This window comes from Bacteroides sp. NSJ-48, from assembly GCF_014287405.1.
GTDB classification, from domain to species: domain Bacteria; phylum Bacteroidota; class Bacteroidia; order Bacteroidales; family Bacteroidaceae; genus Bacteroides; species Bacteroides stercoris.
In genome coordinates this window covers 1-16,701 of sequence record NZ_JACOOD010000004.1, presented here as the reverse complement: position 1 = coordinate 16,701, position 16,701 = coordinate 1, and the positions used below count along the sequence as shown (strand labels likewise).

The window sequence follows — 16,701 nt, the reverse complement described above, 5'->3', positions numbered from 1 at the left end:
TATGGCAAAATTAAAATCACAGTCACAGAAATATGTTGAGCTGAAGGAGGAAGACTACCTGCTGCTCATCGAGAATACCATCAAGATGGAAGCCCTGAAGATTGCCGGTATCGAAAAGATGCCCATATACAAGGCTATGGAACATATCCTTGAACACGAGCACATCGACCTGCTCGTCAAACCCGTTTCAAGGAGATATTCTTGATTTTTTTAGGTGGACAATAATACACCCCACAAGCAAAATCAATGCTTATCAGTACCAAATGATAGTATATAATAACAATTAATGTAAATCAATGCAAATCAGATGATTAAGAAAGTGGCGCATGTACGGAATTATCTATACCATACATGCGCCACTTTGCTCTATACACTTTTTGATTTCCTTGATTGATAAAAGAAGGTTCTTTTCCAGTGTTTTACAATCCGACTTTTTTATATACTTTTGTCTTCAGTATCAGTTGGTTATTGAAACCCTCTATGTATGCTTATAAGTAGAGATTAGCTTTTTTAAGCGAAACTAACTACTGGTTATCAATCAATTATCAAACAAAAAAAGTTTGCCGATAAGTCTTCTCCCTATTTATTCCCTCTCATTCATCATCCGGGAAAGGATGAGTACCGGCAATATCAGAATGCTCTGCGTAGTTTCAATTATCATTTAAAGAGATTAGGAGAACGTATAAAAGGCGTTGCAGGACTGACAAGTTATACCGCAAGACATAGTTGGGCTACCATTGCCAATTATCGGAATTATCAACAGGAACTCATTAGTAATGCAATGGGACATTCCTCCGTTAAAGTAACAGAAACTTACTTTAAAAGGCACTCGGATGATAAAATATGGGATATGAATAAGGAAATAGTTTCTTATATATTTGATAACCAGAGGATTGCTATTGCTTAAATAAAAAATATTGAGTATATTGATATTTTGATAATACTACAAATGTTATCCGTTACTTTGTAGGTAACGGGAGTTATATATTATGACAAATATCAACAAAATATTTGTATTAAACAAGAGAAGAAAAGATTTTTTTATGAAAAATAAGTGAAGTCGTCCTTTGATGTGCTTACAAGACGGACTGACTTGAATGATAGCGTTTTCCTTTGGTGGAAAATGCATAATACCTTCATGTCTGCATTATATTAAATTAACACAGAAAATCTGCTCGTATTTTTTCGCTCTCTCCAATAATCCGCAACAGTTAATTATGTTGATGCAAGATGTCTCTTGCAGTGTGTTTGTTCCTGTTTTCCCGTTACCTACAAAGTAACGGAAATGTTAACCTGATAAAATATATAGACAGATAAGTTATATCTTAATAAAAATGGAGAGCATGAAAAAGAGCCTTTGCATTATTTTCCTGTTTATCGGCATTTCTTTGTCAGCACAGGACATTTCGTTGAAGACGAATCTTCTGTATGACATCAGTACTACTTTCAACCTTGGTGCCGAATTCCGGCTGGCTCCGAAATGGACGCTGGATGTTTCCGCGAACTATAATCCTTTTACATTTTCAGACAGTAAGAAGTGGAAGCACTGGATGGCACAGCCCGAAGCACGGTATTGGCTGTGTGAGGCGTTTAACGGACACTTCTTTGGTTTGCACCTGCTTGGAGGGCAATTTAACGTGGGCAACGTGAAATTCCCTCTGGGCATTTATCCTACCACCAAGGACTATCGGTATGAGGGATATTATTACGGCGCCGGTTTGTCCTACGGTTATCAGTGGATATTGGGCAACCGCTGGAGCCTGGAAGCGAGCATCGGTGTAGGTTACGTACAGAATCATTACGATAAGTATGACTGTCCCAAATGCGGTGAGTGGAAAGAGAAGAATGACAAAGGGTACTTCAGCGTTACCAAAGCCGCGGTATCATTGATATATGTTATTAAATAAGGGAGGAAGCACATTATGAGAAAAGAATGGATATATGGCAAACTGATATGCGGTGCGTTGTTCTTGCTTGGAACGTGTCTTCCTGCTTTCGCGCAGACGGGACATCTTTCAGGCGTACGCGTAGTCAATGATGAAATAAAGAAGAACGGCCGTGAGGTTCATGTGAATTTTGTACTTGATATAGAGGAGATGCATGTGAAGCGTCAGGAGAGCGTGCGTCTTTATCCGGTGGTGGTGGCGAAAGAGGGTGGTAGGAGTCTGGAGCTTCCTTCTGTGGTGTTGGACGGTCGTGTCCGCGATAAAGTACACCGCCGTGAGAAGGCGCTGACCGGGTCTGCAAAGACCGATGGCGCTTATATAGCGTTGCGCCGTAAAAACGGAGAGGCGCAGCAGGTGGAATATGCAGTGACTCTGCCCTATGAGCCTTGGATGGCTCAGAGCCGTCTGGTGCTGCGCGAGCAGGTGACGGGATGTCTGGAGTGTGCACAGTCCGGCATGGAGGAAACGCCGGTAAAAAACACGTTCCTGCAATTGTTCCGGCCGCAGTATGCCACAGCTTTTGTGCAGCCCCGGAAAGAGACTGTGAAGGTACGAAACGAGGTGCGTGTGGCACGTTTGCAGTTCCGTCAGGACAGTTACAATATAGACCCGAAGTTCAAGAACAACGAATCGGAACTTGCCACGGTAAGCAGCTCTGTCGAGGTGGTAAAGACAAATCCCGATTTGACCATAACCGGAATTTATATTACCGGATATGCTTCTCCGGAGGGTACGGTGGAGTATAACCTGAAGCTGTCGAAGAATCGTGCGGAAGCATTGGCAGCGTACGCTCAGAAAGATACGGAAGTGGATGCTTCGCTGTGGCATGTGACCGGTGTGGGCGAGGACTGGGAAGGTTTGCGCAAGGAAGTGGAGAAACATCCGCTGTTACTGAAGATTGACGATGTGCTGAGGATTATCGATGAGTGTGACGGCGATAAGGATCTTTGTGAACAACGTATCCGCGGTCTTGTGCCTCCCGAAATTTACCAACGTTTGCTGAACGAAATGTATGGCCCGTTACGCCGTAATGAGTACCGCATAGAATATAATGTGAGAAACTTTAATCTGGAGGAGGCAAAGAAGCTGTTGAAAACCCGTCCCGACCTGCTGAGTGTCGAGGAAATCTATATGGTGGCAGATTCGTATGGGAAGGGCAGTGCGGAATATGATGAGGCTATGCTGACTGCTGCCCGCACATATCCGGCCAATGCCGCTGCTGTGGTGAACGGTGCTTGTGTGAAGATGGAACAGGGTGACGTGAAAGGTGCGATAGACCTGCTGGAGGGTTGTGAGGTGAAGGATGATGCTTCGGTTTTGAATGCGCTGGGTGTTGCCTGTGCCAGGGACAAACAATATGACAAGGCGAAAGAAATACTGGAGCGTGCCTTGAAGGCGGGAAGCATGGAGGCGCAAAAAAATCTGGAGCAGTTGGCGGGAGTGGTAGCTGATTTATAGTATACCACAGGATACATGTTTGTAGCAACATATAACAGAATACACAAATAGAACGAGTTATTAATACTATTTTATTTAATTAATCTATCAACTTATGAAGTTAAACAAGTATTTTATGCTGGGATTGGCAGGATTGGCTTTCGCAGCATGTAGCAACGAAGATGAAGGTAATGATATCTTGACGAAAGGTACCAAGCAGATTTCCGTGACGATTTCTGCCGGAAGCTATGGACAGACAAAAGTCGGAAGCGGATGGACAGAGGATGCTGATAAAGCTATTAATCCTCAGAATATCAAACTTTACCTGTTGAAAGCAGATGGTAATATTGTTAGGGTAGAAGATGCACAGGTCGGTAGTGACAATATCTATCATAATGTAAGTCCTGAAGTTACTAAAATTGCGGCTGTTGCCAATTTTAACGAAGATACCCCACTTCCTGTTGAAGGAAACTGGAAGAATAATGTTTTGGGAGCAACTTTGAATATGGATAAATATGGAGTTGCATCCACAGCACCTTTAGCAAGCGAAGTAGCTGCTTTGGTTCCTGATGGTACTGATAAAGAAGATGGCAATACGATGTATACGGCAACAGTTGAACTGGCGACCATGCTTTCCCGTATCGAGTTGAGCGGTAATCTTACATGTACCAACTTGGGTAATAGTGCATATAGCAAGTTAGCATTGACTCACATCGGTCTTAATGGAGTACATCAACAGTTTACATTGGGTGGAGAACAGGTTGGTAATGAATTATATGATAAGACCAACCAAGGAGGATACCCGGTAAGTGTACCTGCATGTTTTTATGATGAAACATCCGGTCCTGAAATCACTACTACTGCTGAAACGGCTTTAGGGGCAGGTTATGGCTATAATGTACTGGGTCAGCCTAAAGAAATGCTTCTTAAGTTCGATACTGAATACAAGAGCCCTGTAGCCGAAGGATTTATCGTTTATGATCCTGCCTACTTAAAGATTACAGGTCTGAAAACAGCGGAAGGTGACAAAGTAACCATGGAAGCCGGTAAAATCTATCAGATTACAGACCTGGAATTTGAAGAAGAAGACTTGACCGATTTGGATCCGGGAGAACCTACTATCTGCGTTACCGCTACTGTAAAAGTAAAGGACTGGGATATTGTACCGGTAGAACCTGAATATGGCAAATAATCTCTACTAATTTTTTCAACCGGAGGGATTGTATCAAAACAAGGTACTGAGACAGGAGCTGTTCCCGGTTTTGATACATCCCTTCCATCTCTCTCTTTCAACTAATTCTAAGAAACATACATAAAATATGAAATACACCAAATACATACTATCCTTGATGTTTTTAGCTTCGCTCAACGGGTGCATCAAAGAAGATATGAGTGACTGTCCGGGCAACTGCCTGCTGGAGTTCAGTTATGTAGGCGACGGTACAACCCAAATCTTTCAAGATAAGATTCATAAAGTGGACATGTATGTTTTTGATAGTGACGGTGCGTTGCTGTCTTCTCATCCGATAAGCGAAGCTGATATAAAAACAAGAACCACAGAGTTGAAGCTGCCTATAGGAAATTACCGGATTGTGACAGTGGGCAATACCTATCATACGGAGGTCAGCAACGGGCAAAGTCTGGCAACTGCCCAATTCTGTGATAAAAACTGTATAAGTGGCGAACGGATTGTCGGAAATGACTCTCTGTATTATGCTTACAAAGAAATCAGCATCCCCGGTGATGCACAACAGATAAAAGAACAGATGGATTTTGCCAGTTCGCACTACAAAGTCCATGTGGAAGTAGTAGGAACGGGACCTGTAGAGTCCGCTACCCGCACTCCGGTATGGCCGTTGCTGAGCATGAGCGGATTGTCTTCTATGACCGGTTTCGACAATAAGGCATGCGGCAATGTTGTTACCTATTACCCTGAAACCGAAAATAATGCGGAAAAGCATACCATGCTGGCACGTTTTAATATAATGAGGCATACTAATCATGAAAATGTGAATTTAGACCTCACTGACGCTAATGGAGTGAACCTTGCTCATGTAAATCTGGCCGATTTCCTGGCTGCCAACCCTGTAGTAGACCTGACCAGACATGAAGCGCTGATACCTATCCGCATTGAGTTTAAGTCTATAGGTGCGGTGGTCACAGTTCCCGACTGGTACATAGTAGACGTGAAACCGGAATTTTAAAAAGAGAAAACAATGAAGACATTAAATACAATATATCTATGGCTGATGTTGGCTGCATGTATGCTGGCACTTGCGGGATGTGTCGAGGAAAATGTATCCGGTACGGGAGAAGGCGGGAATATCAGTGTAAAAATGAATGTAAATGCCCGTGGCGGTTCCGACATACAGGCTGAAATGGAGAATGCCGTAAAGAGTTTGCGCGTATATGCTTTTATCGGACAGAAACAAATTGGATATTATTATGAAGAGGCCGGTTTAAATCCGGATGCAGGTGGTAAAATTTCTTTTTGGATGGATTTGAAATTACCGCCTTATTCTGCACTTGAACAGAATGTATGGTTCTACCTGGTGGCGAATGAGAAGGCAATACTGAGACCATCTGCAACTCTTCAGGAGAATATGACACGCGATGAATTGGAGAAGTTTTATTTTGAAGAAATCAAAGCTCGTGGTTATGGTGCGGTTCCGATGGTGGCCAGGCAGTCTCAGAAAATAGACCCGAATAATCTGAAGGAAAGTACGGCAGGCGGTTCGCATAACGGACATCTGATGTGGAATGGAACAGTGGAATTTGAACTGGAACGGGTTGTAGGTAAGCTGGGCATGTATTTTGCCGCTAAGGAAGCTGGCATGAACTTAAGTATCGAACGTATTGATTTTTTGGGAGTGCTTCAATATAATTATCTGTTCCATCCGGAAGATGCAGTGTGGAAAGAAGTTCCTCCTTTGGACAGTCCATTCGAATTACTGACCACCTCTTCTCCGGTGACAAAGGTAATGACAGATGCTGATTATGAGTTGCTTAATAAAAAAGATCCGGAAAGTATAAAGAAAGGGTTTAATGACTTTTTTTCCGTTCCGGTTTATATGTTTGAAAACTATTATGGTTCCGGTAATCCGAATAGTTGGGGAACGGCAGATACGGAACATAAAGGTTTTGTGGTCAGGGTTACTTACAGTATTAACGGGAACCAATCGGTGAAAGATATTTATTTGCCGCAAGTGAAGCGCAACACGTATTGTGTGGTGCTTAACCGTATCGGTCCGGACGATGTGATAACGGTGGATTATATGGTGGCCGACTGGGACGATGCCGGTGCATGGAATGACTTGACTTTTGAATATCCTACATATAGCAATCCGGTATTGCCGCTTGACGGCGATAAACCGAATACTCCTCCTGTGGTTTGCTACACAGGCGATGAGGGTTCGTCCATAGAGGAGGAGGGAGCTTTTTCTGTTCTGTTTGAGATGACTGCACCGGAAAATCAAGAATGGACTCCTACTTTGCTTAATGGTGTCGGAAATTTTGTCTGTAAGGTTTACCAAAATGGAAAGTTGGTAGATGCACCTTATCGAGCTTCTCCCAATCCGTTTACAATCAAGGTGATTGCACGGAATCCCGATGCTGTAGGGCAGACTGTTAATTTTGGCATTACTTATTCTCCTATTTGGGATTCGGGAAGTCCCAGTCTGTTAATGATTAATGGAACACAAGGTGCTATTGCATGGCCGGAAAGTGGCGACAGGGCAGAGGTGATTACAATTAGACAAGTATCAGAAATTCAAAAATGATGAGCAGATGAAACGGATATTCTACCATATGGCTTGTTGGTTGGCAGTGTTAGGTTGCGCTGCCTGTAGCAATGAAACGGATTTTGTACAGCCGGAAGCGGACAATAATAGTATTGTGCTTGACATTTCGTCTGCAACGACGTCGGTGACCCGTGCAGGCGCAACGGGTGCGGAAGTGACGGTAAGTTATGTTGATGTATTGATATTTGATGATACGGATAATAAAAGCTTGGCACATTATGAACGGGTGCAGGTGGTAGCCGACAGTCAAAAGAGCGGTAAAATTACATTGGCAAAAGCACAGCGGAAAGATTTTAAAGCTAATGAATCATATTGGGTATATCTGATAGCCAATAGTACATTGGGAGAAGACAAATTTCGAGAGGTAGCCGATTTGGGAAAATTACGCGGGTTGATGGAAGAACAGCGTAATATACACATGACCGGCGCCGGTACTGACCCTGAAATACCGATGATTTTTCTTATGGACGGCATAGCCTATCCCGCTGGAACAGACGAACCGGAAACGCCTGGAAAAGTAGTGCTTTACAATGGCAATCTTTCGGATAAAACAGAATTGGCCGTTACATTGCGACGCGCTGCTGCCAAAATTGTTGTGAAGATAAAGAAAGGGGAAGATGTTACCTTTGATAATTCATCGGGAGCCTATAGAGCAGGTTATTATCTGCGAAACATGTCTTACAGCACAACCCTTATTCCAAACCCGAATGCGAATGATAATGTAAAATTGCGGACGCCCGATCCTACTGCGGGTAAATATTTTGCATGGACGGAAAATGAAATAACTGTTACGGCTTATGCTTACAGTCATAATTGGAAGGATAAGCCTTTGGAAAGAGAAACGCGTCTGGTGGTGAATATTCCGCTCTATTATAAGAAAGAACCGGATTTGCGCGGAGCTAATTATTATCAGATTCCTATCAGCAAAGAGAAGGTTCTGGAACGGAATACTTATTACGAAGTAACGGTAGAGGTAAATGCGCCGGGTGCAACAGAAATTTTAAAACCCGAAGAACTCGAACCTGTCAATTATACCGTGCAAGCATGGGACGAGACAATAATTAATGTTGGAGGAGAAACCGACCGGCCGAAATATTTAACGGTAAATGAGGAAGAAATGGAAATGTATAATATCTCGGATGATAACACAACGCTGGAATTTGCTTCTTCATCGGAGGTCTCGGTTAAGGTGACGCGGGTTTATTACATTGATAAATTTGGGCAAACACAGGCTACAACCAGTGAAAGGGAGATTGCCAGGATGGGTATTAATGTAGTACCGGATAAAGGATTGAACGGAAATATCAATATACACAGCCCGTTGCCTACCAACAATACGATACGGTACATAGAATTGGAAATAACCAATGAGGATGGAGTAGAGGCTCGTAAAGTAACGGTTGCCCAATATCCGTTGGAGTATATCGTCAATATCCAGAGTTGGTATTCTTATCGCGATGACTTTAAAATAAATGATTCCCGACCTACCACTTATGATTATATGGGAGACAGGGTATACGGAATAAGTCTTGCTACAAGAAGTATATCCAATTGGAATGGGAATTATGATTACGAAGTATCCAGCGGCTTCGGTTGGTTCGAAGATGCAAGTAATGGTTTTTTCAGATCCAAAGTCGTTACCAAGATAGTTGCTGGCAAATCAACCATTTTACATTACTACTGGAATAGCAGAGGAGTTCTTAGCACCAGTGAATCAGGAGAGTATAACGGTCGTTTGTATCATATTACGATTACTTCTACATCTGACAAATACACTATAGGCAATCCGAGACAGATTCGCGACGAAACGACTGGTCTTCTCGTTACAGATCCGGGTACAGACAATGCGGAACTTGTGTCCCCGTCATTTATGATTGCATCTTCATTAGGCGGGTTCATGTTGGGTGCCGGAAACTTGACATTGGATAACAGTGCGAATAGTTTGAGGGTTGCCCGTGAACACTGCGCCAACTATGTGGAAGTTGCGCATGATGGAACAATTTATGACGATTGGCGTTTGCCGACAAGGGCGGAACTGGAGATTATCATGAATTTTCAAGGAAAAGAAGATGAAGATGCAGATGCTATTGACTATCTGCTGAATGCCAAATACTATTATAGTGCAAATGGTAGGGTGGAAAACTCAAAATCAAATATGAATGGAACAGGAGTCCGCTGCATCCGTGATGCCTTTGATACCCAAAAATAGAGAAGAATAAAAAAAACAGAAAGATATGGCAAAAGCAATAAAGCATACAGTACTTGTTGTGTTGGGACTGTTGGTCTCATTCACCGCCTGCCAGACGGATGAGTGGACTGCTTTTCAAGAAAAAGAAGCTCCCGAAGGTTATGTTAATATACATTTCGAAACGGAAATACCGGCTATGCCGGTGGTGACCACCCGCTCTGTAGACCCGGATGGTAAAGGGGTAAATAGTATGCAGCTGTTTTGTTTCGACAGCTACGGATTATTTATAACAACTACGCCGGCAACAATCACTTCCCACGGAGAAGAGTCTGGAGAATTTACAGCAACCATACCTGCCAATACACGCCGTATTCATTTTATTGCCAATCAGAATATGACTGATTTCCAGGAAGATGAATTCAGAAATAAATCGGAGGCAGATGTGATAGCTCTGTTGGAAGGTTCGTCCGGTATGATGATTTATTGGGCTCGTTTTGCATGCGATGCTAACAACGAAGAATCGATTGACCAACAATTGGCTAAAAATCCTAATATAATAATGATTCGTAACCAGGCTAAAATTACAATAGACAATCCGACAGGAAACGGTTATCTGGTAGTTACCGGTTTTACAGCCTATAATACGAATGCTTTTGGTACTGTGGCTTCTTATCATCCTACGAAAGGGTGGGTATGGTCTTCGAATGCAGACGTTGAGCCTTTTGTTACATTGCCTGCCAATGATGCCAAGTTGAGCGATATTCAGGATGTACAGGATATCAGCCAAAATCCGGAATTATATGTGTTCGAATGCGAAAACAGCTCGGAAGACCCGGTCAGTGTCATCATCCGCGGACATCTGCCCGGTGAGAGCGAAGAACTTTATTATCGGGTGATGCTGATTAAAGCGAATGGCGAGCAGGAACTGATACGAAGGAATCATCATTATATGTTTCATATTGCAGGAGCGCTTTCTTATGGACAGCCTACCTTTGAAGCAGCACTTACAGCGGCTGCCACAAACAATGTGTGGCTTTCCATATCGGACGAAGTTGAGTCGGTGGAAGATAACAACTATATATTAGCCGTGGACCAAACGAGTGTCGTGTATAATGATGAAAGAGCGGGTAAGACTGCCGAACTGAAATATACACTGTCGGGCAAGAACGGCACTTCCATTATCGGAACAGACAAGCCGGTGATAACATGGCTTAACGGAAATACGGTGGCAACCAATACGATAACGGACGCATTTACCATAAACAGTAATGGGGTGGGTGAAGGAAAGATTACCATTAATCTCCTGCCAATGAATAACAACCAGAAACTGGAAGGTACATTGTTGGTGAAAAAAGACCGCCTGCAACGTAAAATTAAGGTGATTATGGTGAAGAAGCAGAATTTTACACCAGCATGGGCATCTACGGAAATTTATGGCAATATGGATGATGGCGGTGCGCACGCTACTATAATGTTTACTATTCCGGAAGATTGTCCGACAGAGCTCTTTCCGCTCAGGGTACTGCTTGCAGTAGAGGCTTTGGATGTGCGCCATGAATCGGGTATGGTATTGCCGCTGGTGCGTGAAGGTGAAGAAGGTTATGGAACGGAGATGCCGGAATGGAAATATAAATATGTGTACACTGTGACGGAACCTGGTGTACAACGTGTTTATTTCAGGAATATTCTGAATGAGGAAGATGGGGCAACCAAAAATATCAGTATCGAAGCCGAACACTTCAATACCATGCATCGTGTCTTTACTTTTGCAGGCTCTTCACAAAAGTCGATAACAGTAGTGGGACTGGGAGAATATAATGGAGCAGAAGGTGGAGGAGACTTTGCGGATGATGAGAAAATCCTTTACCGTTTGGTGCCGCAGAAGAAAGGAGCCTTAGTACAGTTTGATATGCTGTTGAAAGATGGTGTAACGGCTATAAATGCAGGTGATAAGGATGAGTTTTTACTTTATTCCCAATATTTGGATCATATAAAGGACGGAGAAGAGCCTGATGGAGTAACTTTTGATTGTACTTTTTATGAAGTAGACAAGAGTGAATGGGGCTCAGGAGGACGTGTATATATGTTTAAGCCGATTGATGCCGGAAATCCGGAAGAAACAGGACGTTACTCCATTTACATGAAGACTAATGTTGCACGGAGTGCGGAAGTAGTGCGTATGGCATCCAACCAGCATGGTTCTCCCTCAGGGTTGCCGTCGAATAATGGAGCCGAGTATACGGGAAATACCTATCGCTCCGTTACTTTTGAGCTTGCCAATTACCATCCTTTCCGCTTTGCCGCACGGGTGGATGATATAGGTACTGATGCTTCGGGCAATGCGGAGGAGGAGGAAACACCGCTGACATGGACTTATGAACCTGAACAGGAAGTGGATATTAGCTTTGATGTAACCAGTTTTACCGGTTCAGATGGAAAGTCTGTCGATCCGTTTGGAGAAGAGTTCGAAATCTATATTGATGCGCCTATGCTGGAGATAGATGATGCACGCCTGAAGGAATTCAACTTAGATAAAAACAAGCTGAAAGCCGATCCGAGCACAGAAGGACGCTTTATTTATACGGTAGAGGCTAATCGGGAGGATGAAAGACGGTATGGAGTAGGTGAAGCCTTGCAAAAGGACGATGCCGCTGGTGCAGGAAGTCAAGAGGGAGAACGGAAAAAGCTTCCTTTCAAAACCAAATCAGCGGTAAGTGCCGGGGATATTGTCGTCAGTTCGAATAATAGGCAGGTGGTATTCTTTGAAAAGACATTTAAAGTAACCAATGAATCCATTACCGGAACCATCCGCTATACTGCTAACGAGGAGACTAAACCTGTGCCTAAGGGAGCTTTTGTATCTTTTGAACGTGAGGTGAACGGCAGCCGTATTGGTGTCATGACCATTCGGGAGGATGGCCGGTATGAGTTACGTTTGCGCAAGGAATATAATTTTGATTGGTATATAGACAATGTGGAACTGCATTATACGGTAAATGGAGAAGTTTATCATACTATGACCAAATTAGATGAGTTATTCAGTAACAGAGATTTGGTTTTGACAGCAGCAACAAATGAATGACAGTAAATATGCCGGGCCTTACAATATTTATTGGATGGATGGAACTTAGTCCGGTTGGAAAAGAAAATATATAGAATCTCTTATCATATACAATGGCTGTCTGTGACAGATGGCCTTGTTGTTTGTTTTGTTTGTATATCCCATTCTTGTAACCTGGTGAGGTAAGGAATGGGATATTTTTTTTGGGGGGGCTCCTCTGGAGGAAATGGGATATCAAACGAAAAAAGGTCCGCCGTAACGACGAACCTTTTTGCTCTTCCTCTTGGACTTGAACCAAGGACCCTCTGATTAACAGTCAGATGCTCTAACCGACTGAGCTAAGGAAGAATGTTGCATTCAAGTTTTTCTTTCGCTCTTCCTCTTGGACTTGAACCAAGGACCCTCTGATTAACAGTCAGATGCTCTAACCGACTGAGCTAAGGAAGAATGTTGTTTTTTCTCAAATGCGCTGCAAAAGTAATAGGATATTTTGAAATATGCAATATCTTTGCAAAAAAAATATCAGAAATGGATAAAATAATTGGATTGGGAAACGCATTGGTCGATGTGTTAGCAACCCTTGACAGTGATGAAATCTTAACTAAAATGGACTTGCCCAAGGGCAGTATGACGCTTATAGATGAAGATAAGTTGCTGAAAATCAACGAAGAATTTAGCCGTATGAAAACTCATTTGGCTACCGGTGGCTCTGCCGGAAATGCAATCCGTGGCATGGCGCAGCTTGGAGCGGGAACCGGGTTCATCGGAAAGATAAATAATGATTCTTATGGTAACTTCTTTCGGGAAAGTCTGCTGAAGCATGGAACGGAAGCTGATTTATTAGTTTCAGATACATTGCCTTCGGGAGTGGCGTCTACTTTTATATCTCCGGACGGAGAGCGCACGTTCGGCACATATTTGGGAGCAGCGTCTACGTTGAAAGCGGAAGAACTGTCGCTGGAGATGTTCAAGGGATATACTTATCTGTTTATAGAGGGTTATCTGGTACAGGAGCACGCAATGATTCTCCGGGCTATTGAGCTGGCTAAGGAAGCCGGTTTGCAGGTCTGTCTGGATATGGCAAGTTATAACATCGTGGCAGGCGATCATGAGTTTTTCTCTTTGTTGGTAAATAAATATGTGGATATTGTTTTTGCCAATGAGGAAGAGGCGAAGGCGTTTACCGGTAAAGAACCTGAGGAAGCATTGGGGATTATCGCCAAAATGTGTAGCATTGCCATTGTAAAGGTGGGAGCGCGCGGTTCGCTGATTCGTAAGGGAACGGAAGAAGTACGTGTTGAGGCTGTGCCGGTGGCGAAAGTGGTTGATACTACCGGTGCCGGAGATTTTTTTGCGGCAGGTTTTCTATATGGACTGACTTGCGGATATTCTTTGGAGAAGTGCGGAAAAATAGGTGCTATCCTGTCGGGTGAGGTAATACAGGTGATTGGAACGGAACTGCCGGATTCAAAGTGGGAGAAGATAAAGGAAGATATAATAATGATAAATTAGAATATATGAAATATTTAAAGATACGTTGGATAGCTGTCCTATTGGTAGCAGTAGGTACAAGTTTCTTTTTCGGGTTTAAGAGTGGAGACAACCGTAGTTTTCAGGTGGCAAAGAATTTGGATATATTCAATTCTATAGTAAAGGAATTGGATATGTTTTATGTGGATACGATAGACCCGAACAAGACTATCCGTACCGGCATCGAATCCATGCTGTATTCACTTGACCCCTATACGCAATATTTTCCGGAAGACGACCAAAGCGAACTGGAACAGATGTTGAAGAATACGTATGGCGGTATCGGCTCTATCATAACCTGGAATACCAAACTGAAGCGTTCCATGATAGCCGAACCTTATGAACATATGCCGGCGGCTACCGTAGGCCTGAAGGCAGGCGATATTCTTATGGAAATCGACGGCAAGGACCTTGCAGGAAAGAATAATCAGGAGGTTAGCGAGATGCTTCGCGGGCAGGTAGGCACGAGCTTCAAACTGAAGGTGCAACGTCCCGGAACGGAACAGCCGTTGGAATTCGATATCGTTCGTCGTTCTATCCAGTTGCCTTTTATTCCTTATTATGCAATGTTGGATAACAACATCGGTTATATCAACCTGAGCACTTTCTCCGGTAATCCTTCCAAAGAGTTCAAGCAGGCATTTCTTGATTTGAAAAAGCAGGGAATAACTTCTTTGGTTATCGACCTGCGTAATAACGGCGGCGGTTTGCTGGACGAAGCTGTGGAAATAGCCAACTTCTTCCTGCCGCGCGGCAAAACACTGGTGACAACGAAAGGAAAGACCAAACAGGCAAGCAATACGTACAAGACGTTGCGTGAGCCGCTGGATTTGGAAATTCCGCTGGCTGTGCTGGTGAATAGTGCAACAGCTTCTGCATCGGAAATCCTGGCAGGTGCATTGCAGGATTATGACCGTGCAGTAGTGGTGGGTAATCGTACATTTGGAAAAGGGCTTGTGCAGACCACCCGTCCGCTGCCTTATGGAGGCACAATGAAACTGACAACTTCCAAATACTATATTCCGAGCGGCCGTTGCGTGCAGGCTATCGACTACAAACACCGCAATGAGGATGGCAGCGTAGGACGTATTCCGGATAGCTTGACTACCGTATTCCATACTGCTGCCGGACGTGAGGTACGTGACGGTGGCGGAGTTACTCCCGATATTACCGTCAAGCAGGATAAGTTGCCTAATATCCTGTTCTACTTGGTGAATGACAACTTGATATTTAATTATGCTACGGAGTATTGTTTGAAGCACCCCACGATTCCGGCTCCTAAAGATTTTAAGATAACGGATGCCGACTATGCCGACTTTAAGGCGATGGTACAGAAAGCAGATTTCAAGTACGACCAGCAGACTGAGAAGATTTTGAAGAACTTGAAAGAAATGGCGGAGTTTGAAGGATACCTGACGGATGCGTCCGACGAATTCAAGGCTTTGGAGAAAAAGCTATCTCATAACCTGGAGCGTGACCTCGACCACTTCTCAAAGGATATAAAGGAGATGATTGCAGTGGAAATTATCAAACGTTACTACTATCAGCGTGGAAGTATCATCCAACAGTTGAAAGATGATAAGGACCTGAAAGAGGCTGTCGGGATTTTGACTGCTCCGGAAAAATATAAAGAAATGCTCAGTGTCCCGCCGGTTAAGCCGGATGAAGGCAAAAAGGAAAAATAAAAAAACATCATCATAATCTTTATTTAAACCGAAATAGTCCGCTATTTCGGTTTTTTAGTTTCTATCTCGTTTTTGTCCCGTTGTGCGTATGTGTGTAATCCTCTATTTTTGTAAAAATAGAACGAAATAAGCGTTAAGGGGAGTTCCCTTTAGTGCTCCTGCGCTTTCCTAAAATTACTGGTATGCTGAACGAAGGAGCCATAAGCAAAACACAGACAAATTATGATGAAAAAACTGTTTTGGTTGGTGCTGTCAACCGTGATTTTGACAGGACAAAGTATTTTTGCTCAAGAAGCTGATTCCGAAGTCCAATCTTCTCAAAGAGAGGATTCTTTACTGCAAGTGGTAAATGAACTCTCCGACAGAGTACAGAAAACCGAAGATGCGGCACGAAATGAGAGAATATGGAAAAAAAGAGCCAAGTATTTTAATATCGGTTATATTACAAACCAAACGTTGACGGATAAAGTAGATGCCGAAGCGGAATGGAAAAGTGATTTCGGTGTTTCTCTGACTTTCGGAAAAACGTATTACCTGCATAAGAAGCCGTTGCTGAATATGATTAAGTTCGGTATTGACGCAACATGGTTTGAACTTTCGTATGCCAAGTATTCCGAACCGGACGTCTTTGCGGAAGGTGGTTCGTACACACGTGCTTATAATGATTATAGCAGTGGTTATGAAGACTATTACGAGGAAGATTTTGATTTGGGTATTCATCAGATAGATGCGTCTATGCACGTAGGTCCCTCCGTCACAGTCAATCCGGTAGGCGATTTGAAAGTGGCTGCCTATTTCCATTATGTGCCTACTTATTCTATGGTGGTCATCGATGACAGCTTCGGACACGGATATGTTTCCAATTTTGCGTTTGGTGCTTCTGTTGCCTATAAAGCAATTTCGGTCGGTATAGAGCATCGTTGGGCGAAGAAAGCTACTTAGGGATATTCAGTAAATGTCCCTAAAAAATAAGATGGCATATGAAGATGATAGGACATGACCACTTCATATGCCATTCTTATTGCCATTTTTCGGTGCTTTCTCACATAATTCT

The 16,701-nt window shown here is 43.2% G+C and carries 12 protein-coding genes and 2 tRNA genes; 12 read left to right on the top strand and 2 right to left on the bottom strand.

The window, feature by feature from the left end; translation table 11 throughout:
• Window position 1 precedes the first annotated feature (1 nt).
• The 9 genes from H8S52_RS02775 to H8S52_RS02735 all read left to right on the top strand — a co-directional run bounded on the left by H8S52_RS02775 (window position 2) and on the right by H8S52_RS02735 (window position 12,453).
• The gene (locus H8S52_RS02775) at window positions 2–205 is read left to right on the top strand and encodes a hypothetical protein (protein WP_004303920.1); all 204 of its coding nucleotides are present in this window, start codon (window positions 2–4) and stop codon (window positions 203–205) included.
• A gap of 336 nt (window positions 206–541) precedes the next feature.
• On the top strand, window positions 542–907 hold the full coding sequence (locus H8S52_RS02770) for a tyrosine-type recombinase/integrase (protein WP_186909301.1): 366 nt from the start codon (window positions 542–544) through the stop codon (window positions 905–907).
• A gap of 427 nt (window positions 908–1,334) precedes the next feature.
• Window positions 1,335–1,907 (top strand): DUF3575 domain-containing protein, encoded by a 573-nt coding sequence (locus H8S52_RS02765; protein WP_082709284.1) that lies wholly within the window; start codon window positions 1,335–1,337, stop codon window positions 1,905–1,907.
• Window positions 1,908–1,922: 15 nt separating this feature from the next.
• Window positions 1,923–3,404 carry a DUF3868 domain-containing protein gene (locus H8S52_RS02760; protein WP_117984452.1) on the top strand — a complete coding sequence of 494 codons (1,482 nt, stop codon included), beginning with the start codon at window positions 1,923–1,925 and terminating at the stop codon, window positions 3,402–3,404.
• 94 nt (window positions 3,405–3,498) lie between these two features.
• Window positions 3,499–4,575: a hypothetical protein gene (locus H8S52_RS02755; protein WP_117984449.1), complete on the top strand. Its 1,077-nt coding sequence runs from the start codon at window positions 3,499–3,501 to the stop codon at window positions 4,573–4,575.
• 127 nt (window positions 4,576–4,702) lie between these two features.
• Window positions 4,703–5,587, top strand: a complete 885-nt coding sequence (locus H8S52_RS02750; protein ID WP_117984447.1) for a FimB/Mfa2 family fimbrial subunit — start codon at window positions 4,703–4,705, stop codon at window positions 5,585–5,587.
• 12 nt (window positions 5,588–5,599) lie between these two features.
• Window positions 5,600–7,162 carry a hypothetical protein gene (locus H8S52_RS02745; protein WP_186909297.1) on the top strand — a complete coding sequence of 521 codons (1,563 nt, stop codon included), beginning with the start codon at window positions 5,600–5,602 and terminating at the stop codon, window positions 7,160–7,162.
• 7 nt (window positions 7,163–7,169) lie between these two features.
• Window positions 7,170–9,392 carry a hypothetical protein gene (locus H8S52_RS02740; protein ID WP_186909296.1) on the top strand — a complete coding sequence of 741 codons (2,223 nt, stop codon included), beginning with the start codon at window positions 7,170–7,172 and terminating at the stop codon, window positions 9,390–9,392.
• A gap of 25 nt (window positions 9,393–9,417) precedes the next feature.
• Window positions 9,418–12,453 (top strand): hypothetical protein, encoded by a 3,036-nt coding sequence (locus H8S52_RS02735; protein WP_186909295.1) that lies wholly within the window; start codon window positions 9,418–9,420, stop codon window positions 12,451–12,453.
• 253 nt (window positions 12,454–12,706) lie between these two features.
• On the opposite strand, the gene H8S52_RS02730 is transcribed toward H8S52_RS02735, so the two are convergent.
• Together H8S52_RS02730 and H8S52_RS02725 are read right to left on the bottom strand one after the other, a co-directional pair.
• A tRNA-Asn gene (locus H8S52_RS02730) sits at window positions 12,707–12,780 on the bottom strand.
• A gap of 25 nt (window positions 12,781–12,805) precedes the next feature.
• A tRNA-Asn gene (locus H8S52_RS02725) sits at window positions 12,806–12,879 on the bottom strand.
• 81 nt (window positions 12,880–12,960) lie between these two features.
• Here H8S52_RS02725 and H8S52_RS02720 point away from each other — a divergent pair.
• From H8S52_RS02720 to H8S52_RS02710, 3 genes are all read left to right on the top strand, one after another.
• Window positions 12,961–13,944 carry an adenosine kinase gene (locus tag H8S52_RS02720; protein ID WP_117984965.1) on the top strand — a complete coding sequence of 328 codons (984 nt, stop codon included), beginning with the start codon at window positions 12,961–12,963 and terminating at the stop codon, window positions 13,942–13,944.
• 5 nt (window positions 13,945–13,949) lie between these two features.
• Entirely contained in the window at window positions 13,950–15,647 is a 1,698-nt protein-coding gene (locus H8S52_RS02715; RefSeq protein WP_016660839.1) for a S41 family peptidase, read from the top strand.
• Between the two features lie 222 nt (window positions 15,648–15,869).
• Entirely contained in the window at window positions 15,870–16,589 is a 720-nt protein-coding gene (locus H8S52_RS02710; RefSeq protein WP_255469957.1) for a hypothetical protein, read from the top strand.
• The last annotated feature ends 112 nt before the right edge of the window (window positions 16,590–16,701 follow it).